The organism is Clostridium beijerinckii (assembly GCF_008705175.1).
Taxonomy (GTDB): Bacteria; Bacillota; Clostridia; order Clostridiales; family Clostridiaceae; genus Clostridium; species Clostridium beijerinckii.
Genome location: NZ_CP043998.1, coordinates 2225360 through 2248230, shown reverse-complemented (window position 1 = coordinate 2248230; position 22871 = coordinate 2225360). Strand labels below are relative to the sequence as shown.

22 protein-coding genes are annotated in these 22871 nt (G+C 29.9%); 1 reads left to right on the top strand and 21 read right to left on the bottom strand.

Translation table 11 applies throughout. The annotated features are described in order from the left end of the window. Positions 1–96: 96 nt before the first annotated feature. From F3K33_RS10170 to F3K33_RS10100, 17 genes are all read right to left on the bottom strand, one after another. Entirely contained in the window at positions 97–1755 is a 1659-nt protein-coding gene (locus F3K33_RS10170; RefSeq protein ID WP_039772520.1) for a hypothetical protein, read from the bottom strand. Positions 1756–1797: 42 nt separating this feature from the next. Continuing rightward, on the bottom strand, positions 1798–2187 hold the full coding sequence (locus F3K33_RS10165; protein ID WP_039772522.1) for a hypothetical protein: 390 nt from the start codon (positions 2185–2187) through the stop codon (positions 1798–1800). Between the two features lie 5 nt (positions 2188–2192). Continuing rightward, the gene (locus F3K33_RS10160) at positions 2193–2471 is read right to left on the bottom strand and encodes a hypothetical protein (protein WP_039772524.1); all 279 of its coding nucleotides are present in this window, start codon (positions 2469–2471) and stop codon (positions 2193–2195) included. Positions 2472–2486: 15 nt separating this feature from the next. After that, positions 2487–2615, bottom strand: a complete 129-nt coding sequence (locus F3K33_RS26950) for a hypothetical protein (RefSeq protein WP_274596497.1) — start codon at positions 2613–2615, stop codon at positions 2487–2489. Positions 2616–2687: 72 nt separating this feature from the next. After that, on the bottom strand, positions 2688–2825 hold the full coding sequence (locus F3K33_RS26335) for a hypothetical protein (RefSeq protein WP_167514411.1): 138 nt from the start codon (positions 2823–2825) through the stop codon (positions 2688–2690). Between the two features lie 288 nt (positions 2826–3113). Further along, positions 3114–3305, bottom strand: coding sequence for a YwbE family protein (locus tag F3K33_RS10155; protein ID WP_012058272.1), 192 nt, complete (start codon positions 3303–3305; stop codon positions 3114–3116). A 106-nt stretch (positions 3306–3411) separates the two neighbouring features. Next, entirely contained in the window at positions 3412–4191 is a 780-nt protein-coding gene (locus F3K33_RS10150) for a class I SAM-dependent methyltransferase (protein ID WP_039772527.1), read from the bottom strand. A 1144-nt stretch (positions 4192–5335) separates the two neighbouring features. After that, the gene (locus F3K33_RS10145; RefSeq protein WP_017212767.1) at positions 5336–6211 is read right to left on the bottom strand and encodes an AraC family transcriptional regulator; all 876 of its coding nucleotides are present in this window, start codon (positions 6209–6211) and stop codon (positions 5336–5338) included. Between the two features lie 892 nt (positions 6212–7103). Further along, positions 7104–8498, bottom strand: coding sequence for a GntP family permease (locus F3K33_RS10140; RefSeq protein ID WP_039772529.1), 1395 nt, complete (start codon positions 8496–8498; stop codon positions 7104–7106). Between the two features lie 188 nt (positions 8499–8686). Next, positions 8687–10243: an acyl CoA:acetate/3-ketoacid CoA transferase gene (locus F3K33_RS10135; protein ID WP_039772531.1), complete on the bottom strand. Its 1557-nt coding sequence runs from the start codon at positions 10241–10243 to the stop codon at positions 8687–8689. A gap of 433 nt (positions 10244–10676) precedes the next feature. Next, on the bottom strand, positions 10677–12383 hold the full coding sequence (locus F3K33_RS10130) for a sigma-54-dependent Fis family transcriptional regulator (protein WP_023975724.1): 1707 nt from the start codon (positions 12381–12383) through the stop codon (positions 10677–10679). 318 nt (positions 12384–12701) lie between these two features. Continuing rightward, on the bottom strand, positions 12702–13127 hold the full coding sequence (locus F3K33_RS10125; protein ID WP_017212763.1) for a MaoC family dehydratase: 426 nt from the start codon (positions 13125–13127) through the stop codon (positions 12702–12704). A gap of 72 nt (positions 13128–13199) precedes the next feature. After that, positions 13200–14207 (bottom strand): electron transfer flavoprotein subunit alpha/FixB family protein, encoded by a 1008-nt coding sequence (locus F3K33_RS10120; protein ID WP_039773941.1) that lies wholly within the window; start codon positions 14205–14207, stop codon positions 13200–13202. Positions 14208–14229: 22 nt separating this feature from the next. Next, positions 14230–15009, bottom strand: a complete 780-nt coding sequence (locus F3K33_RS10115; RefSeq protein WP_011967673.1) for an electron transfer flavoprotein subunit beta/FixA family protein — start codon at positions 15007–15009, stop codon at positions 14230–14232. Between the two features lie 13 nt (positions 15010–15022). Continuing rightward, positions 15023–16162: an acyl-CoA dehydrogenase gene (locus tag F3K33_RS10110; RefSeq protein WP_023976413.1), complete on the bottom strand. Its 1140-nt coding sequence runs from the start codon at positions 16160–16162 to the stop codon at positions 15023–15025. An 84-nt stretch (positions 16163–16246) separates the two neighbouring features. Continuing rightward, the gene (locus tag F3K33_RS10105; RefSeq protein WP_011967671.1) at positions 16247–17032 is read right to left on the bottom strand and encodes a short-chain-enoyl-CoA hydratase; all 786 of its coding nucleotides are present in this window, start codon (positions 17030–17032) and stop codon (positions 16247–16249) included. A 420-nt stretch (positions 17033–17452) separates the two neighbouring features. Further along, positions 17453–17812: a hypothetical protein gene (locus F3K33_RS10100; RefSeq protein WP_039773833.1), complete on the bottom strand. Its 360-nt coding sequence runs from the start codon at positions 17810–17812 to the stop codon at positions 17453–17455. Between the two features lie 338 nt (positions 17813–18150). On the opposite strand from F3K33_RS10100, the gene F3K33_RS26945 reads away from it, so the two are divergent. After that, a complete protein-coding gene (locus F3K33_RS26945) occupies positions 18151–18282 on the top strand; it encodes a hypothetical protein (protein WP_023976942.1) in 132 nt (43 codons plus the stop codon). 219 nt (positions 18283–18501) lie between these two features. Here the strand turns inward: F3K33_RS26945 and F3K33_RS10090 are convergent, their stop codons facing one another. From F3K33_RS10090 to F3K33_RS10075, 4 genes are all read right to left on the bottom strand, one after another. Further along, the gene (locus F3K33_RS10090; protein ID WP_023976941.1) at positions 18502–20505 is read right to left on the bottom strand and encodes a KUP/HAK/KT family potassium transporter; all 2004 of its coding nucleotides are present in this window, start codon (positions 20503–20505) and stop codon (positions 18502–18504) included. Between the two features lie 173 nt (positions 20506–20678). Beyond that, on the bottom strand, positions 20679–21068 hold the full coding sequence (locus F3K33_RS10085) for a DUF4118 domain-containing protein (protein ID WP_023976940.1): 390 nt from the start codon (positions 21066–21068) through the stop codon (positions 20679–20681). 228 nt (positions 21069–21296) lie between these two features. Then, positions 21297–21641, bottom strand: coding sequence for a hypothetical protein (locus F3K33_RS10080; protein ID WP_023976939.1), 345 nt, complete (start codon positions 21639–21641; stop codon positions 21297–21299). Between the two features lie 406 nt (positions 21642–22047). Continuing rightward, positions 22048–22845 carry a nucleotidyltransferase domain-containing protein gene (locus F3K33_RS10075; RefSeq protein ID WP_023976938.1) on the bottom strand — a complete coding sequence of 266 codons (798 nt, stop codon included), beginning with the start codon at positions 22843–22845 and terminating at the stop codon, positions 22048–22050. Positions 22846–22871 lie beyond the last annotated feature (26 nt).

The window sequence follows — 22871 nt, the reverse complement described above, 5'->3', positions numbered from 1 at the left end:
TGCGCAATTCTCAAAACAAGTTTTATTTACAGTTCACAATCTCAGATTCATATTATTAGCCTAATGGGTATAATCATGTTGAGAAATTTGTTTAACTTAGGCCCTTAAGCTTCCTACTGTAAGACTATACTTTAGCATATTTGCCACAAGTTCATCTTTTGTCTCTGTTAATATGTTTATGGCCATATCGCCTATATTTTTATTACGCCCATTTTTGTTGCATTTTGAAATTGTACTAATTAGATTCTCAATTAATTTTATTGCTTTATTAAAATCAGCATTAGAAAAACATTTCGAATACTTACAAACAAATTTTTTATATTTTTCGATTTGCTTATAAACATAATACTGCTGTGCTTCATTATTTAATAATACATCTTTCCATTCCTGATTTACTCTTTTTAATATTTGTATTGGTGCTGTCTCGTCTTCTTCCAATATAGCTTTTTCTAAAAGAAATCTTCCATATTGAACTTTTATTTGATAAAAATCATGATTCTTTTTGCTTTCATAAAGATGCGCTAACTTGAAATTATTTTCGGCTAATGAGTAGTTTTCCAAATCCATGGCTGCCATAGCATATTGAAGCCAAAAGAATTCATTTTTTGAGTAATATTCAACTTTACAAACACTATCATAATAATCTAAAATTTCTTTTTGTAACTCATTTTCAGTATTTTCAAAAGCAAAATAGGGAATTTTTTTATAAAATAATTCACTTATATTTGAAGTTGATATTAAAAGTCTTTTTACCATCTCTGCATTATTATCCATTAATAAATCCGCATTAAGTACCATTTTTTTCATCACGCCTATTACTTGAGAATGTAACATTCTACTCCTTATTATATACAATGACAATAAAGATGATTTAATTTCAATTTTACCATCTCCCAATGTCAAAATCTCTGCAATATTGTCATCTCGAAAACATGAAACATTTAACTGTGAAATCTTTATAACACATAGCAATTGACTGTAAGAGAGATTCATACCTACAATATTATTAATTATTGCTGCAATTACCACTTCTGTGTTATTGGAGTTACTTAAAATATTATCAAATACTTTTTCTATTCTTTTCCTAACAATCTCAGATTTAAATAAATACATAACAGTATTTGACCAACAGTCTTGTCCACTCTTTTTCAATAAATTTAGAGCCCTATGCTCATCCAAATCCTTAAATTCAGCTTGATTTATATTTCTTAAAGAGCATATAATTTTAGGTTTCTCCTGATCAGTAAATTTATTTATATCAAATTCATAAAATTCTTCCACTTTTTTATCTAATGCATGACTTAACTTATAAATTGAATTATTATTTATGAATGTCCTACAACTTAGTATTATATTCCATGATTTATCGTAATAATAACGAAATTTTTTAATAATATCTATATATAAATTATAGTTTTCTATAAAAATCACTTTTCTACCATCAATTTTTGAAATTTCTCTTAATTCATGTTCAATATCACTATAGCATTCATTGAATTTATATACATAACTCATTTCAGACAAATGACACATAAGAAATTCCAATAAACATGTTTTACCATTTCCTAAATTTGAGTGAATTATATTAACTGTCATATTATCTGATTTAATGTTATATTCAATGTCACTAATAACACTTCTTCTAACGATATATTCATCATCATTAGTATGTGTATAAACCATTTCCCTTTCAATACTGCCATTAGAAAACAAATTCCAAATATCACTTCTATTTCCACCATTATATGTATACATCTTTTGTTCTATTTTTTGAAAACTTCTAAAAACAAAACTTTCTTATTTGGGTACATACGTTCTTTTAGCTTCTTCTATCTCATTAGCAAGCCCTTCTACTCCAATATAAAATACTTTTCCTAAAATATTTTTTCTTCTATCCTCAAAAACATCAATTTTACTACTAGAATCTGTTTTATCGATAGAAACTATTTTCTCATGATTTTCATCAATTGCATATATTATCCTCTGTATATCAAGATCATATTTTAAAGATGTTCCAATAAAAATAATAACTCTTGCTTCTTTTAAATCTCTATTAAAAAGTCCACATATATCACTTTTTGTAAAATCTTCAATCAAATAACTTCTTGTTATCAATTTAAATTCTTTATCTAATTTATCTGCATCAAGATTTCGTATATATCCATTTAAATGAACTACTGAATTCAAATTTCTTATAGCTCTGTGCTATCACGCAAAGTTACTGGAGTACGATTATATTTATCTGTGTCTTTTCCTGCAAATTCAATTACATTATCATAGTTTGTAGTGTAAATTCTAATCCAATCATTTAAGGCGATTATCTTCTGTTCTTTCTTTACTTCATTACATGTAAATTTATTTTGTAACTTTGTAATTAAATTTTGAGCTCTCATTATATATTGGAAATCTTTTTTATCCCCTAAATAATGATCTGATACTATTCCCAAATCATTATTTTTATCTATTCCCATCTCTAAACACAATTCTTAACTTAAATTAGTAGCATCTTTCATTTGCTCATTCTCTAAATTAGTAGCATTTCTTGAAAATCCTGCTCCAACAAACAAAACAGCCTCTCCATTTAAAATATATTTTATTACTTCTTTTAATTCCATTTTCTCCTCATAATCTGGAACAGCGGATTTCTGTTCTCAATAAATTTTATTTAAAAATATAAGTAAAAGCTGTTAGTATGTTAAATATCCAAATGGATAAATTTGTTCTATAAACGGCTTATTACTTATTTGATTTTGATGTCCACTTCCTCTAATATATTTTAGATTGTTTGTTACTAATGCGATAGTAACAAATTGTTTTTCACTCAATTGACTTTTTATTTCCTATAGTTACTATGAAACATATATGACAAGATAAATTTTACTTTCAATAATCAGAGCTATAAATACCAAAAATCTAAACATCCGATTATAGACATAATTAGTATTTAAACTTAATTGTAATTTCGATTAAATAATTTATCATTATTATACTACAAAATTTTATCAATTAACCTATATTTTCCCTATAAAATTTTATATTAAATATCAAAAGGTTAGAAGTAATTTTTACTTCTAACCTTTATACATACTATTAAATAATTTCCCAAATAACTGTTACTTTATCTCTTTCACCCTGCCCACAATACCACTTTCAAGCATTACTTTTATGCCACGATGATGCTCTGATGAATTGGTAAGTATCTTCGCCACTATTCCTTCTGTCAATTTTCCTGTACGTTGATCCTGCTTTTGAACAACTAAAACAGTTGCTCCTATTTTAATATTACTTCTCTTTGTTCCGTTCATTTCAATTTCCTCTCATCTATGATTAATATTTATCCCATTGTACACTAAACTAATTATTATTTAAACCTTTCATATAAAACTTCTTACCTTAGCACATCTAAATTTTTTATATATTTTTTTCAATTACTCCATAAATAATTGAACCTCTTTTTTTGCCGCCATAATATTTTTCTATTCCTAGCTTTTCAAAATCATTAGAGCCTTGTCTTTCTTTAATAACAACTCTTTTTGCACATACTCTAAGTGCTTCCATTAAAATATCTTTTGTTAACCCTTTGTGATCTGCAAAATCCCTAAAGGAATTTATTGATGTTGATTTTCTATTTGGTTCTTTAAACATAGGATCAAAATATACTACATCAAAACTATTATCTCCCTGCTTTAAAATATAATCTTCATATGATTCATTAACAACCTTTATATTATCTATATTTTTACCATTAACACCATTATAGTTTTCTAATCCACATTTACTTAAATAAGCTATATACTTATTAATTTCCGTCCCTACTACATATCCCTTTTCTCCAACAACTGCTGAAAAGACAAGAGAATCACCTGCAAGACCTAATGTACAATCCAATATACTATTTCCTTCTTCTAATTTTGTTGCCTCTATTATAGCTTCCTTATTTCCTTGTCTTATTGATTTAACCTTAAGTTCTGACATATTTGGATGCCAAAACAGTGCACTATCTTCTCCCTTTATAACAATCTTATCTCTTTCAACTACTAATAAATAGTCAAAACCATCTTTCAAAATTGTTTCCTTGATACTAAAATTACCTCTTTTTATATATGATATGTTTAAATCTTTAGATACACCTTTTGCTTTATAATTTAAACTCTCATCTGCATCTCTTGTAGTAGTAACTGCAATCTTCATTTTTCCCTCTCTGTCTTTCTTCATATATATTGCAAAAATAATTGTGAATTTATAATTACAAAATATATAGTTATTCTTTTGTTCTAACAAACATTATACTATATTTCAGTTGAAATATGAGTTTTCTTTATAAATACTGAAATACAATAGGATATTGTGCACAAATAGCTCTTAGTATTCTATAGCGTTATCGCACTAAATGATTAAAAACATTCTCTTTCTTGATTTTGACATAGAAGTTAAAATCAAAGAAAAAGTGCTCACATATTGCTAGAAAATAGTTTTCATTGACTTCCACAAATTACAATTTGATTTTATGTATACTATAACTAAATTTGCACATATTAATATTATAAGGAACATAACAGTTGAGCAAAGATTTATATATGCTCTTGAGTTAGGGTGTATACAGGTCGAACAAAGATTATATAATGGTCATAATATTATGGCTGTTATATTAGTCGGCGATAAGATTTTATATGATGGGGAAAAGTTTTATTATAGTTGATTTATATCTATTATAATGGTACTCCAACTTATTATATAAGGTCGAGTTAACATTATTCAATGTGTTGAATTGATTTTATATAGCCGTGAGGTTATATTGAGTTGAGTAAATATGTTGTTTGGTGGAGCAAAACATGATTATTAGGTTGTGATTTGTTGTATTATTAGTCGAAAGATTTTTATATGATAATAAACTATCTTTTATTGTGCTAGTTAAGATTGTTATGCTCTTTTAAAAAACAATATTCAGTTCGATAACCATACTGAATATTGTTTTTTTTACTTTCTTAATATTGTTATTTATATCAGATATCAAGTCATTCTTAAACTCACTACTATTACCCCAGAGGTCCTAATTTAAAATTCCAATTTTTTATCCTAAATAAAAAAAGCTTAACAAGTTATAAAAAATAATATTTATAGGGGCTGATAGGTGTGTGGGGCTTACAAGTTATAACATATTACCAGACTGTATATTTAATATTTTTATATTCATTTCTCACCTTAAATTCCACAAGATACATTTCCTTGAGTAACGGTAATTTTCTTGACATCTGCTGTATAAAGAAATACCACAAAATTCATTTCTGAATAATGTGATATTTCTACTTCTTCTTTATTTTTTTACTTGTCTATACTAGCACTTTTTTATAACCGGTATCCATATTTCGCTTTTAAAAGTTAGTGAAGTTACATCTTTATTCTCATTCCATAAGATCTCTGGCCCTTGTTTTTGTTCGTAGTTTGAAGATGGAAACCATTCAGAATAGATGCGTCCCCAAATATTTTGCAATGTATCTGGAAATGGTCCTACAGCTTCAAATACTGCCCATGTTGAAGCAGGAACTTCAAGTTTTGATAAGTTATCTGGACACTCTTTGGTAGTCGCTGCACCTACATAATGGTCAAGCTCTCCTTTTTCTTCCATTCGTCCTTCTGAAAAATTTAAAGATGCACTTATTAGTCCCCTTGGTTCTGTATTAGATAATTCTTTCAATTCATTGATATTTTCAACAGTTAAGCTTTGCCACATCTTAGCAATTTCAGGATTTACTCCATTAAAAATTATAGGTACTCTTTTCTTAATACCAATTATATTAAATGCTTCTTTCTCTTCAATTTTATAGTTCATTTCATTTCCTCCTTCAATTGATAAACGAAAAGTCATTCTTGGATATGATTTTAATGATTTTCCATTATATCGAGCTTCCGATGGCGTTATCCCGTGCAAATTTTGAAACGCTCTTGTAAATGAATCTGCTGACTGGTATCCATACTTAACGGCCAAGTCAATTATTCTTATATTGCTATTATTAAGTTCAAAAGCTGCTAAGGTAAAACGTCTTCTACGAATGTACTCAGACAGTGAAACTCCTGCAAGAAAAGAAAACATTCTTTGAAAATGATATTCTGAACAAAATGCTAACCTTGCTACTTTTTTAAAATCAATTTCACCATCAAGATTTTCTTCAATATAATTTAATGCTTCATTCATTTTTTTTATCGAATCCATTTAGTAACCTTCCTTTCATCAATAGAATATCAGAAATCATATTTATCCATCCGACTATTCCTGCACAATTATGTAGGGTTAATTTATCACAAAATTTTCTGGACCTCTGAGGTGTTGGTCATGAATTTATAACTGCCCACCTGCAGGTTCTCCATGAGGATTTATGTCTGAAATTGATTAAAAATGAACATTATATCTTTGTATAGATTCTAGATCTTTATAATTTTGACTTAATTCAGTGTTAATATATGTCTCTAGATTATATTTTTCTAGAATCTCATTCTTATTCATATTTTTTCAAACTCTGCTTTTGACATATAGTTCTACATTTAAAGTTTTTGCTATTTCATTATCCTAATTTGCTCTTGTAAATAAAATTTTTCATTTTTATACACCTACGTTGGAGATATATGATTTTTTACCCCATGTACTTAATGTAGATATGACTTTTTCTCACACTATATACTAATAGAATAATAAAACACTCCTATATAAATTTGACAAGAACAAAATCGCAGGCAACTTTGGTTAAGTTCCGTATTGTGCTCCGCACTCTTTTCATAGGTGTAGATTTTTTTACGCATCTGCCTTTTCGAATAAATGTGAGAAAAATTTGGCAGGCGAATATATTTTCCTTTTTATTCTCTTTACAAATCATAACTTTCTTAATCTGTCTTTTCCATAACTTATCCACATATTTAATTTGAATATAAATTCCTATACAATAAAAAAGAGTAGATTTCACACTACTCTATAGAACTATTTATTATTAAGCCTCTACTCTTATGCTTGTTATTGTAACACCATCACTTATAATTGTCTCTTTATATTGATCTTATGAAAACTTAAAAATACGGTTTAAAATATTCGTAATCCTCTCTGCTTTCAATTTTTATACAAAGTGTAAGAAACTTTGAAGGAATATCATTATGAAACATGTTCCTGTTTTTAATACAGTTATAAAGAAAATGTCTCTGTATGCTTGCTTATGAGTTAACCCTGTAATTGCTAAAAGTGTAATAACAGCTCCATTGTGAGGTAATGTATCCATACCGCCTGAAGCCATTGAAGCTACACGGTGAAGTAATTCAGGACTTGTACCTGTAGCTGCTGCCCATGCCATATATCTTTCACCGAACATGTCAAGAACTATACTCATACCGCCTGATGCTGAACCAGTTGTCCCTGAAAGAACATTTACAGCAACTGCTTCAGAAAGAAGCGGGCTACCATTAGAATTAATTCCTATTAAAGCATTAGCTATAGATTTAAATGCTGGAAGTGATTTGATAACATTACCAAAACCAACTTCTGAAGATGTGTTAAGTATAGCTAAGAATGAACCAATCGCACCTAAGTTAATAGCTTTAGGTATAGTAACTTTCATAGTTTTTGGATTTGATAAACATGCAAGTATACTACCAACAAGAAGCCCGATAATAAGTGCCCAGTTATTCATTGTTCCTGTAATTCCGCCTTCAGCCATGTTATATGGTGCTTGAGTTGCCCAAGATGCGATATTCCAATTTGGGAAAACTACTTTTTGAAGAACCAAAGTAACTATAAGCACAGATACCAACGGTAATAGTGACATACCAAAGCTTGGCAAAGCTTCATTTTCATCAAATTCAGGCTCGTTTTTATGCCCTGTACCATATCCTTCTCCCTTTGCCTGAGCTGTACGTTTACGCCACTCTATATAAGCCAAACCTCCACATAAAATTATAATTGTTGCTATGATACCTACAACTGGAGCCGCATAAAGGTCTGTGTTATAGAACTTCATTGGTATTGAGTTTTGGATTTGTGGTGTTCCTGGAAAAGCATCCATAGTAAATGTGAACGCTCCTAATGCAATAGTTACTGGGAGAAGTCTCTTTGGTATATCTGCTTCTTTGAAAACAGAAGCTGCAAATGGATATACAGCAAAAGCAACAACGAAAAGACTTATACCACCGTAAGTAAGAATTGCACAAGATAAAACAACTGCTAAAACTGCTCTCTCCTTACCTAATTTGTTTACTATTGCTTTAGCAATAGCTTTTGCTGCGCCAGATTCCTCCATTGCTTTACCGAATATAGCTCCCAATAAGAAGAATGGGAAATAAACTTTTAGATAGTTTGCTAAATTAGGTAAGAATATTTCTGTGTAACTTGGTAAAATAGACATTCCAGATAATAAAACAGCTACTAGTGCGCACACTGGAGCCATAACTACAACTGAGAAGCCCTTATACGCTAAAAAAATTAGTAGTCCTAATGCTAAGAAAATTCCTAAAACCGCCATATTATAATACCTCCATATATATATTTTCTTTATTTCTATATGTTCATATAGGGTTCCTCATGGATGATTAAATTTATATTGTGAATATATTCACTAACAAGAACTCAATGATATTCTTTTGTTTAATTCTCATTGCAGAACCCTATAACTAATTTTATCTATCAGTCCATAACATACTAACTTAATATTTAAATTTTTAATCCCATCGGTTCTGCTTTGAATATACTTTCATCCATAAGTTTTAAATCTGGTGATATTATTGGTTTAAATTCCATGTGAGCCAATACATCATTCTCCAAATCTACTCCTGGTGCTATCTCTATTAAAACTAAGCCATGTTTAGATAATCTAAATACTGCTCTTTCTGTAACATAAAGTACAGGCTGTCCAATATTTGATGCGTATTCACCACTGAAAGTAATTTGTTCAACTTTATTTACGAACTTATCAACCTTACCTTCACTTAGTATTGTTAACTTACCTTCATCTATTTTTAGTTTTAGTCCCCCTGTTGTAAATGTGCCGCAGTATATAACTTTTTTAGAATTTTGAGTTATGTTTATAAATCCACCACAACCTGCAATCTTAGGACCAAATTTACTAACATTTATGTTACCCACCTTATCACATTGTGCTAATCCCAAGAAAGCTACATCAAGGCCACCGCCATCATAAAAATCAAACTGAGTAGCCTGGTCCATTATACATAATGGATTAGTTGTAGCTCCAAAGTTTAAGCCACCTGCAGGTACTCCGCCTATTCCTCCTGGCTCTACAGTTAGAGTCATTTTATCTCCAATACCTTCTTCACTAGCAACTATAGCTATTCCTTCCGGCATACCAATTCCTAGATTTGTTGCGGCATCAGGTACAAGCTCCATAGCACATCTTCTTGCTATTACTTTTCTTTCATTAATCTCTAATGGTTCTATTGAATCTACTGGTACTCTAGCATCTCCGGAATATGCTGGGTTAAATGCTTCACCAAAAGTTTGCATGTTATTTTCAGGAGACCCAACAACTACTGCATCAACATATATTCCTGGAATTTTTACTTTTCTTGGATCAAGTGAGCCTTTAGCAACTATCTTTTCAACCTGAAGAATTACTATTCCACCGGAATTTTTAGCTGCTTGAGCCATTGCAGTTGCATCAAGTGTTAGTGCTTCCTTTTCCATTGTTGCATATCCATCCTCATCTGCGTATGTAGCTTTTAAAATGGTAACATTTATAGGAAAAGTTTTATAAAGCAAATATTCCTTATCATCTATGTTGATTAAACTTACGATGTTTTCTGTTGTAAGTTTATTAAGCCTTGCACCTTCTATTCTAGGATCTACAAAGGTTTTCAATCCAACATGAGTTAATGTCCCTGGTTTTCCAGCAGCAATATCTCTGTACATCTGTGATATTGTTCCCTGCGGTAAATTGTATGCTTCTACCTTATTTTCCATAGCCAGTTTTTGGAGCTTTGGTGTTAAATTCCAGTGTCCACCTATTATTCTTTTAAGCAGCCCTTCATAACCAAGATGATTTAACCCCTTATCCTTCCCGTCACCTTGACCTGCTGCATATATTAATGTCAAATCTCTAGGTAACTGTTTACTCAAGAATGATTTTTCGATTTCTGCTGTAATTTCTTCTGGATGAGCACAGCCAACAAATCCACCTACTGCAATAGTATCTCCATTTTTTATTAAAGCGACAGCTTGCTCTTTTGACATAACTTTAGATTTAGATTTCATTCATAATCCCTCCTTGTACCTTTTTATAGAGCAATTAGGATGCCAAGTTTCTTTCCTAAAGTCGAAAACCTTTTCCAAATCTACTAAACTCTTTAAATATTATTTTTTTAAACTGTTTACTATTAATTCTATTTACCTTTTTAAATAAAATAAATCATAAAAATATGTGTTTTTTTTGTACACTTTTAAAGATTCTCCCCCATAAGATTAATATTATATAATCTTTGTTAATGTTTATTTCCTTTACATGTATTTTTTTTATACATATTTTTTTATGAATTAATAAAAGCTTATAAATAGGCTATTCTCAAAATTTATACCAATGTTTAAACTAATATTATGTACCCTATTTTATTGAATACTAATTGCATAAGTATTCAATAAAATAGGGTAAAAAACAATTAAGTAGGAACTTTTTAAAACTCCTACTTAATTATACTTTTAAATTAAATTCTTCTATTTTCTTATATAACCCCGCCCTACTTATTCCTAATATTTGAGCTGTTTTATTTTTATTCCAATTATTTCTATTTAAACATTCTAGAATAACTTCCTTTTCAACCTCTTCAACTATGGTTTTCAAGTATTCATTTTTATCACTATATCTTTTGTATTTAGCGCTTGTAAATCTTTTAGACAAATGTTCTGTTTTTATCATTATATTAGAATCCAACAAATTAATTGCTCTTTCAATAACATTTTCAAGTTCTCTAATGTTACCTGGCCAATCATAGTTGCCTAAACACTCTATAGCATCTTTAGATATCCCCTCTACATATACATCTAATCTTTTTGCTATTTTAATTCTCAATGCATTTGCCAATGCAGGAATATCTTCCTTCCGCTCTCTTAAAGGAGGTGAAACAATTTTCACAACATTTAGCCTGTAATACAGATCCTCTCTAAACTCCCCCTTTTTAACAAGCTCCTCAAGATTTTTATTTGTCGCAGTAATTATTCTAACATCAACGCTTTTTACTCCGCTGCCTCCGATACTCTCAATCTCCCTTTCCTGAATTACCCTCAAAATTTTAGCCTGCATGTTTATATTCATGTCACCTATCTCATCTAAAAATATTGACCCACCATTTGCTAGTTCAAACTTTCCTTTTTTCCCACCTTTTTTGGCTCCAGTAAAAGCTCCTTCTTCATAACCAAATAATTCTGATTCTAATAATTCTGCTGGAATAGAGGCACAGTTTATCTTTATAAATGGAGCTAAGTATCTTTTACTGCTATTATGAATAGAATGGGCAATCATTTCTTTGCCTGTACCACTTTCACCGTTTATTAAAACATTTGAATTTGTATTTGCAACTTTTCCTATTAAATCTTTTACTTTTCTTATTTTATTAGAATGTCCAATAATATTTTCTACAGAATACTTCGCCGTTTTATTTTCAGCAATTTTGCTTTTGTAAAATTCAACCTCTTTTTCTAAGTCGAGCAACTTTTTACTTAGAGCATGAAAATCGCTAATATCTTTAAATACTACTTTACCTACAGCACTTATAACCTTTCCATCTTTTTTTATAGGCACACGCATAGCAATCATCTTATTACCTTTTATTTCCTGAATACCACCTATATCTGCAATCCCTGTTTTTAAGACCTTCCCCATCTTTGTATTTTCTATTATATCCTCTACTTTTTTTCCTATAGGATTATCGCAACCTAAAAATTCTTTATAATCATCACTGATACTGGTAATTATACCTTTTTCATTTATTACCACAAACCATTCATTAAAAGCATCCATTACAGTAAGTAGCGCATCAATATAATCCTTATCTAGGTTTATCTTATTCTGCATTTTTTTTTGATCTGTAATATCAGTAAATATTTCTATTGAACCTTCTACTCTTTCATCTTTAATTATAGGAATTCTATTTGAAATAATTTCTTTTCCATTGATAAAAACCATCTGAGATAATTCAGCTTTTCCTGCTTTTGTGATTTTTGGTATTTGTATTTCAGGTAACACCTCACCTATATATTTACCAAGACTTCTCTCTGAACTAATTCCAAACATGTCTTCTGCCTTTTTATTTATAACTAATATAATTCCTTTTTTATCAATCACTATTAAAGCTTCATTTACATTTTGAATTATTAGTTCAAAACATTCTTCTAAAAACATAATTACCTCCCTATTTAATTATATTTTGTAATAATTCATTTCATTAACAGCAATTAAACAGTCATAAATCTCTCTTTATTGATTTATAATAATAATTTTTTATACGTTTTCAAAGAAATTTTCAACTAGTGTTTATTTGTGTTTTTAAAAGAAATGAAAATCCAAATATATCGTATATTTGAATATTATTATACTACACTTAAGAAAAATTATAAAGAATCGTCAAATTTTGATATATATACAATAACAAAAGTCTTTTAGCAAACTAATGCAAAAGACTTTTGTTATTATATTCTATTTATTCAGTTCTTTAATCATTTATGCTGTTTTTTTAGGTGGCATAACCATTGCTTCGCCGTCAATAACTACTTTTCCGTCCTGATTAGTACATACTGTCTTGAACTTTACTCTATTTCTATCTTCAATCACTTCTATAGCCTCTATTTCTGCTGTTATTGTATCTCCAAAGTGAACTGGTGCAGTAAATTTAAGGTTTTGTGATAAATAAATTGTACCTGGTCCTGGAAGCTGCATACCAAAACATGTCGAAATAAGACCTGATACTAATATACCATGTGCAATTCTCCCTTTAAATATTGTTTCTTTTGCTGTAACTTGATTTGTATGTGCTGGATTTAAATCTCCAGTAATTCCAGCAAATAAATATACATCTGATTCACCAATAGTCTTTACGACTGAAGTTTTGTCTCCTACTTTTATCTTATCAATACTTAATCCTTGCATTATTTTAACCTCCTATTATTTTAATCTATACATTCTAACTACGGATTAAATCATTTTAATTAATAAATTATATTATTCAGCGCTCTTTATTTCTTTAACTTGAGCTATTAATTCTGGTACTACCTTAGTAAGATCACCAACTATTGCATAGTCAGCAATTTTCATTATTGGAGCTGAATCATCTTTATTTACAGCAATGATTAAATCTGAATCTTGCATACCAGCAACGTGTTGGATAGCTCCAGAAATACCACAAGCTATATATATTTGAGGTCTAACAGTCTTACCAGTTTGACCTACTTGATATGCTCCATCAATCCATCCTTTTTCTACAGCTGCTCTTGATCCAGCGACAGTTCCGCCTAGAGCTTCTGCTAATTCTTTAAGTAATTGGAAGTTTTCTTTGTTTCCAACTCCTCTACCACCTGATACGATGAAATCTGCTTCAGCTATATCAACGATATCCTTCTTAGCTTTTATAGTTTCTAAAACTTTAGTTCTTACATCGCTATCTGCTAATTTAACATCAACTTTTTCAATTTTACATTTAGATGGATCAGTTGTAATCTTTGCAAATACTCCTGGTCTTACTGTTGCCATTTGTGGTCTATGTTCTGGACAAGCAATTGTAGCCATTAGGTTACCACCAAATGCTGGTCTTGTAGCTAAAAGATCGCCATTTGTAACATCAACATCAATTGATGTACAGTCTGCTGTTAATCCTGTTGATAATCTAGCAGCTATTCTTGGACCTAAATCTCTTCCGATGAAAGTAGCTCCTACAAATAATATTCCTGGTTTTCTTTCATTTGCTAAATCACAAATAACTTTTGTATAAGCATCAGTTGTATAGTGTTCTAAGTTTTTATCATCAGCAACTAAAACTTCATCTGCACCGTGCTCTGCTAAAGTTTTTGCTAATCCTTCTATGTTGCTACCTAATAATAAAGCTGTAAGATTTACTCCTAATTCATCAGCAATTCTTCTACCTTCACCAAGTAGTTCTAAAGATACTTTTTGTAATTCGCCTTCTCTTTGTTCAGCAAAGACCCAAACGCCTTTGTAATCTGCTATATTCATAATAAATTACCCTCCTATTATCTTAGATGTAGTGTTTTTCTTTTAATTTTCCTACAACATAGTATGCTGCATTTTTAGGTGCTTCTCTTACGATTTCTCCTGCACCTTTAACTTCCTTAGTCATTGACTTCTTAACCTTTGTAGGTGAGCCTTTAAGCCCTAATTCAGCTACATCTACATCTATATCAGCTGCGCTCATAACTTTGATTTCATCATCTGAAGTTTCGAATATATCTACAACATTCATATATCTAGTTTCATTTAATTCTTCGATTGCAGTTAATAGACATGGAGTTTTAACTTCTACTACTTGATGTCCATCTTCTAGTGCTCTATTTACTATTAATGTATTTCCTTCAACTTTAACGTCTTGAACGTAAGTTACTTGAGGAATGTTTAAATGTTCTGCTATTTCTGGTCCTACTTGTGCAGTATCTCCATCAATTGCTTGTCTTCCAGCAAATACCAAATCATAATCTAATTTAGCTATTACTCCTGCAAGTGCCTTTGAAGTTGCTAATGTATCTGCTCCCCCAAGTGCTCTATCTGTTAATAGGACAGCTTCATCAGCTCCCATACATAATGCTTCTCTTAAAACCGCTTTAGCCATTGGAAGTCCCATACTTATTACAGTAACTTTTCCTCCAACTTTTTCTTTTAATTGTAATGCACCTTCTAAAGCGTGTTTATCCTCTGGATTCATTATTGATGGAACACCATCTCTTATTAATGTACCAGTTTTAGGATCAATTTTTACTGCTGTAGTATCTGGAACTTGTTTTACACAAACTACTATATTCATTCTAAAAGTCCTCCTATCTTAAAATGCTTCCTGCGATAACCATCTTTTGAACTTCTGAAGTTCCTTCGTAGATTTCGCATATTTTAGCATCTCTCATCATTCTTTCTACTGGGTATTCTTTAGTGTAACCATATCCACCAAAGATTTGAACTGCTTTAGTTGTAACTTCCATTGCAACATCTGCAGCAAATAATTTAGCTCTTGCAGCATCCACTGAGTAAGGCTCACCAGCTTGCTTCTTTGTTGCAGCTAGGTATACTAAGTATTTAGCAGCTTGGATTTTAACATCCATTTCAGCTATATACCATTGTAATCCTTGGAATGCTGATAATGGTTTATTAAACTGTTTTCTTTCTTTCATATAGTTAACAGCTTCTTCAAAAGCTCCTTCTGCAATACCTAAAGCTTGAGCAGCTATACCAATTCTTCCTCCATCAAGAGTTTTCATTGCTATACCAAATCCCTTACCTTCTTTGCTAAGTAGGTTTTCTTTTGGTACTATGCAGTTTTCCATAACTAACTCAGTAGTTGAAGATGCTCTGATCCCCATCTTGTTTTCTAATTTTCCTATTGAGAATCCTGGGAATGACTTTTCTACTATGAATGCAGAAATTCCTTTTGTTCCTTGACTCTTATCTGTCATAGCAAATATTATGAAAGTTTCAGCAACTCCACCATTTGTTATGAAGATTTTTGAACCATTTAATACATAATGGTCTCCTTCTAATACAGCAGTTGTTTGTTGTCCTGCAGCATCTGTACCAGCGCCTGGTTCTGTTAATCCGAAAGCACCGATTTTCTTACCACTACAAAGATCTGGCAAATATTTTGCTCTTTGTTCGTTAGTTCCATTTTCATTAATTACTGATGCACATAATGATGTATGCGCTGAAAGAATAACTCCTGTAGTACCACAAACTTTTGATAATTCTTCCACAGATATTATATATGAAAGAACATCTCCGCCTGCTCCACCAAATTCTTTAGAAAATGGGATACCCATCATTTTAAGCTTAGCCATTTTTTCAACGTTTTCCATAGGGAATCTTTCTGATTCGTCGATTTCAGCAGCTATTGGCTTAACTTCATTTACTGCGAATTCTCTAACCATTTGTTGTACTAATTGTTGTTCTCTAGTTAATTGGAAATTCATTAAATTACCCTCCTTGTTAATTAAACCTATTTGATACAAACTATATATAAATCTCTAATAGATTTTTAACTAATTATTAAAAAATTATTTATTTTGAAAATTCTTTTCTGCTCTTCTTTCTAAGAACGCAGTCATTCCTTCTGTTTGATCTTCTGTTGCAAAGCACTTTCCAAAGTCTTCTGCTTCTATTAATATAGCTGCATCTATATCAACTTGCATTCCTCTGTCTATAGCATCTTTACAATATGCAACTGCTTTTGGAGCATTAGCTGCAATCTTGTTAGCCATTGCTTTTGCTTCTTCCATCAATTTTTCTAATTCAACTACTTTATTAACTAAACCTATTCTATAAGCTTCTTCTGCATTTATAAGGTCACAAGTATAAATTAATTCTTTAGCTTTTCCTGGCCCTACAATTCTAGCTAATCTTTGAGTTCCACCAAATCCTGGAGTTATTCCAAGTCCTGCTTCTGGTTGACCAAATTTAGCTTTAACTGAAGCTATTCTTATGTCACAAGACATAGCAAGTTCGCATCCACCACCAAGAGCAAATCCTGATATAGCTGCAATAACTGGCTTATCCAATTTTTCTAATCTTCTGAACACATTGTTTCCTAAAATTCCAAATTCTTTACCTTGTTCTTCATTAAGATCTTTCATTTCTGAAATATCTGCTCCAGCAACAAAAGATTTCTCACCAGCACCTGTAACTATAACTGCATACACATTGTTGTCTGCTTCTAAATCATCTAAAACAACATTTAAATCTTTTAGTGTTTCTGAATTCAATGCATTTAGTGCTTTGGGTCTATTGATTGTAACAATAGCTAGATGTCCTTCTTTTTCAAGAATCACATTTTTTAGTTCCATTTTAATGACCTCCTTCAAATTTGGTTATTTATTTTTTAAATTTAATTTTTAAGTATCTACCACCTTATCTATTAATGAAAACATATTTCACTATGCATATGGGAATACGAAATTGTTTACAAAAGTTTTTAAAAAAGATATCCTATCCTTAAATAGCAAATAGCATTGCACTAAAGATTGTGGAAAAATTAAGTTATATATATTAGTTCACTTACTACTCCCGTTAATTTTATTATTAGCAATAAGCATGCCAATCATATTTTTTTCCATGAAACCTTATATATTGTGGTTTCCGTAATCAATTCCTAAATATATCAATTGGATTTATGTCTATATTTTGTACACCTTTAATTATATTTCCTAGAATGACTTCTTCTAGATTGAGTTTCCTAATTTTTGAAGAGTTAATTTCCTACTTTCTTAACGAGATTTAGTATACAACTCATTTTTCTTTATTTTTAATTCTTGTTCATATATCTTAATATCACGATTTGAATCCGAATATTCATTTAAAAACCTCATAATTCTACTGTTTTCATCTAACTTTAACAGCATACATATTGTATAAAAATATGCTATTGAAATAAATGCGCCAATCAACCTATTATTTCTAAATATAAAGAGAATGAGAATGATTGGTACTACATAAAGCAAGTTGCTTAATCTTAGTGCATACTTAAGTATTTTTGCTAAAAATATTTTATTCTTTAATTTTTTAATTTGCCGCTTATACTGTTTATTTTCTTCAACGTGTCTCAATAAGTGTTCCGTTTTATCCATAAATTCCCTCCTTGATAAATTTATTTATTTTCAAGTGTTACTTTTATTATTAGCAATAAGCATGCCAATCACTTCTTTTTTATGAAACCTTATATATTGCTGTTGTCGCAATTAAGTCCCTTAATATATCAATTGGATTTATGTCTATTTTTTTTACATGTCTTAACAATATACATATGTAAAAATGGAGATATCTTATCAAAAGATAAATTGGCTGAGAAGTTTAAGCCTTTAGTCATTAATATTTCTAATAGAATCTCTAATAAACAATCATATATCTTTTAAGAGTAAACATAAAAATACTTCTAAATAAACTGCCGAAGGAGGATTCATAATTTATGGCTGGAAAAAGAGTCACAAAGGTTCCTAAAAATGATTTTGAATATGATGAAGGTGAAGTGTGTGGTTTTTCTAGTGAAGCTCCTTTAACTGGTGACGATTCTCATAAAATAACTAAAAAAAGGCAATAAACACTTGATGATGTTTATTGCCTTTAATTTTAAAAATATTATTTGTTATTTACTTGAAGTAATCCTAATATTTATACATTAAACTGTAACACTTCCACTTCTTTGAGTGAGAGATAACAGCACGATCCTTGACGAGGTACCTCTTGAGGATATAAGTTCAACTAAGATTCAGCTGGAGATCAAACCACACCTGAATCTTAGTTGTTGAACTTGATAAAGTTATTTTGAAACTCTTTTTAATGTTTCCTTATTACAGCTGCCTAAAAAGAGCGGGACATTTTCAATATCAACATCACTAGTATCAAGTCCAAACCATTTTGTCGGAGAAACAGTAAATCTTTTTATAAACAACTTAGCTCTGTATATGAAGGATTCCCAAAAATTCAATTCTGTTTCATATGAAAGCTGTTCTACAATTAAAGAGAAACGAAAATCGCCAACTTTTCTATCGGGCATAATAGTATAGTTTCTAGATTGAATATTTATTTCTCCACTTTTAACTAATTCAGTAGAAATCTGACGTAAATACATATTTAATCTCTGTTCCATTCTAAAACCAAGCCTTAATTGAACTTTTACTATATAAAATGTTCCAAAGGTTTCCACTTCATATTCCGCATCATAAGGATTATCAGTAACAACAATATTAACAAACCAATACACATCTGCTTTCTTAGGTCTTTTATCTAAGATAGAGTACATTATATTTCTTTCAATTTTCTCTGCATACTCTGAATTAGTTAAATATACAAGATTTGTTGCATATTTAGGTCTATCAGTATCTTTTCGCAAGAGATTTAGCTGTGCTTTATAATCTTCAATTTTCACATACTGTAATAAGCGAATTTTAGTGTGGTGACCTTGGATCCATATATACATAACGGATAAGAACGTTAAAGCAATTAAAACTGCTACATATCCACCATGCATAAACTTAACAGCATTTGCAATAAAGAAAGAAACTTCAAATGTACCAAAGAAAACTAACATACTAATGGCAATGGCAGATGAAATCTTTTGTTTTAATAAATAGTTAAATAGTAGAATGGTTGTCATCAGCATAGTGACAGTAATTGATAATCCATAGGCACCTTCCATATTTTCAGAACTTCTAAAGTGTAGAATAAGTCCAATACAAACAATCCATAAAAGTTTATTAATTGAAGGAATATACAATTGTCCTTTATATCTAGATGGATACATTATATGTAATCTAGGAAATAAATTTAATTTAATCGCTTCAGAAACAAGAGTAAACGATCCTGAAATTAATGCTTGAGAAGCAATAATTGTAGCCAAAGTTGAAATTATTATACTGCAAATCAAAAAGCTATGTGGGACCATTTGAAAAAATGGATTTAAGCCTTCTACATTTGTATACAGTGGGTTTCTTATAGCAGATAAAACCCAAGCTCCTTGACCAAAATAATTTAATAATAAGCAGATTTTAACAAAAGGCCAAGATGCATAAATATTTTTCCTTCCAGCATGCCCAAGGTCCGAATACAATGCTTCCGCACCTGTGGTTGCTAAAAATACGCTGCCCAGAATAAAGAATCCTAATTTATTTTCATTGCTAAGAAGAATCTTTATTGCATAGTATGGAGACAATGCACGTAATAGTGTCCAATCATGAGAAATTTGCATAATTCCTAAAATTGCCAACATCGAAAACCACACAAGCATTACTGGTCCAAACATTTTTCCGATTAAATCAGTTCCAAAATGTTGAATAAAAAAAAGTATACTTAATATTACTATTACAATGGTAATAATAATATCTTGATTACTACCAAAAAGAGCGTTAAAACTTGGAATAAGCTCTAATCCTTCAACCGCCGAAGTTACAGATACAACAGGGGTCAACATCCCATCAGCAAGTAAGGCCGAACCACCAACCATAGCTGGAATAATAAGCCACTTTGCACGATTACGAACCAGAGTAAAAAGAGAGAAAATTCCTCCCTCACCTTTATTATCCGCCTTTAATGTAACAAAAACATATTTTATTGTTGTTAAAATAGTTATCGTCCAAAAAATTAATGATAAAGATCCAAGAATAAAATTTTCAGATATATTTTCCAACCCACCATTACCTTGAACAATTGATTTCATTACATAAAGAGGTGAAGTTCCAATATCTCCATAAACTACGCCTAACGCAACTAAGATTCCTCCTAGACTTAATTTACTGACATCATTATGTTTTATCGTTGATTTCATATTAATCATCCTTTGCAATAAATATAAATATATTATGTCTTGTTCTAAATATAATTTCAATGCTTTTTCTAACTTTCAGATTTCCACCATTAAATCTCGTCATACTAAGCAAGTTTTCTACTAAGTCTTATAAGCCACTCAGTGTCATATAAATACCTTGAAGGAGCTCTCCTTTAGTTTCTTCTGATATAATTTAAATGAATATAATATCCTTTTGCCCCATAAAAAGTGTTAGTACCTGCACCAGATTCTTTATCATTTACAAATGTCCAATACGCAGCAGCTTCTTCATCCTTATTTAATAAACTTCTATCTTTTCCCCCTTTAATTACTGTATAAATAAATGAAGTTGATAGCTTATTTTCTTGTGCCAAGTAGCAGATAACTGTTCTTTCTAATAACCTAGATAAGTATTTTATACCTCTCCCTATAACATGTAATGAATATCTAGGTTTTGTAAACAGATAATTAAATAAAATCACGCTAATTGTAGAACATACAAATCCTAAAATATACCCTCTGGTTTTAATATTTACAATAATAACTCCTAAAATAAAAATCATAATAACATTAGCTTAGCCATAGCATAACTTTTTCCGACGCCAGCTGCATACCCAAAAAAATATCTTGAGTTTTCCTCTTGAATACTCTTTTTCTTCTTCCTTTATTTGATTTAAAAGATAATCTGGATTTTATTTTTTATCAATATCTACTTAAATCACTCCTAACTTTCACTTAATTTTACCCTATACCTACAAAATTATATAGATATATATAAAATAAAGCTAGTATTATTCTATTTTTGAATATACGCACTCTTTTCCTTCTTGTATATAATCATAAAATACTATATTACTTCCTTTAACTTTCCCTTTTAAACTTTCAACATTTAAATAATTTCGTTTATCTTTATAAAAAATTATTTCTATTTCATTATCGCTTATTGTATATTGACCATAGGTGTAAAATACATCTTTATAAAAATTATTTATAACCTTGCATTTTCCAGTTGAATTAAGTTCTAAAATAGTATTATTTGAAGTTATGTATTTGCCACTATAAGGATTACTACTCCCACCCATCATAACAATACTAATAATTGCAAAAAATAAAAATATAGAAACTATTTTTTTCATTGTATCCTCCTTACTCCTAGAAATAATGATATAACGGAAAAAAATCAAAATTAGTAAGTGTATAAGCATGAAATCTAACATTGTTTTCATCTTGTCAGAATTCAATCTTAAATATAAATAATACTATTTAAGGTATAAAGATTGGATTAAAATTCTTATATTCGTATAAAGATTATATAAAGATTGTAATGTTTTATGAATATTAAAATTTATTAAATAATTTTAATTATTATCATTAATCCAAAGAATTGTGGCACCAATTATAACATAATTGGTAAATACCCATATACTTTATAAGGCCTAATATTTTAGAATGCACATAAAAAAAATACCACATTTTCTTTATGAATAATGTGATATTTCAGCATGCTCTTTAATTATTGCTTCATCATCAACTAATATATATCTAGCTATTTGATACATGATTTATTTTATTTAAATAATTTATAGAATATTTTTCAGCTTCCACACGTTTTATAAAATCTTCTGTTATAAAGTATTCTCTTAATTCCAAATATATTTGTATTATCATCTTTAGCGATTTTATACAACTTTCAATACTATATGATGGTATAGTCTCTTTCAGTAAGCTTATGCTCTCTGGAGCAACAAATTCTATTTTTCTAACGCCCCTTGGCAGCTCTCCATTTTTCATCAATATTAGTGGACCTATTACCATTTGCCTTAATGATGATATGAATTCTATAGTCTCAAAAATTTCACCTCTACCTATTTTTGCAGCTCCATAATGAATCCAAACCCAAAATCTATCCTCTATCCATTGTAAACTTGGAATTGGAAATCTTGCATTATTTTCTTTTAATGCTTCTGATACAAAATTACCTCTTTCCCATAAAATAACAGGGTCTTCAACTCTATGTGCTATATTATCTATTGATACGAATTTTAAATCAACATGTAGTAATTCTGGACCATATAAACATATCAAAAGTCGTGGTTCTCCAACGTGTTCTCCTGTAAACGCTGATAGCAATGTACCTAGATTTGCTGCTATTTTATACCGCTCATCCATTACTTCTTCATAATGGTTAGAATCTACTGCAATTATAAAATCAATATCTGAATATTCGTCCATTTCATTTGTAATATATGATCCTCCTGTTGCAATTCCTACAATTCTAAAATCATCCTTTAAAATTTTTATTGAGTTATCTATAAATTTTTTATGATTTATTGGTATCATATAGACCATCTCCTTTAAAAATAGCC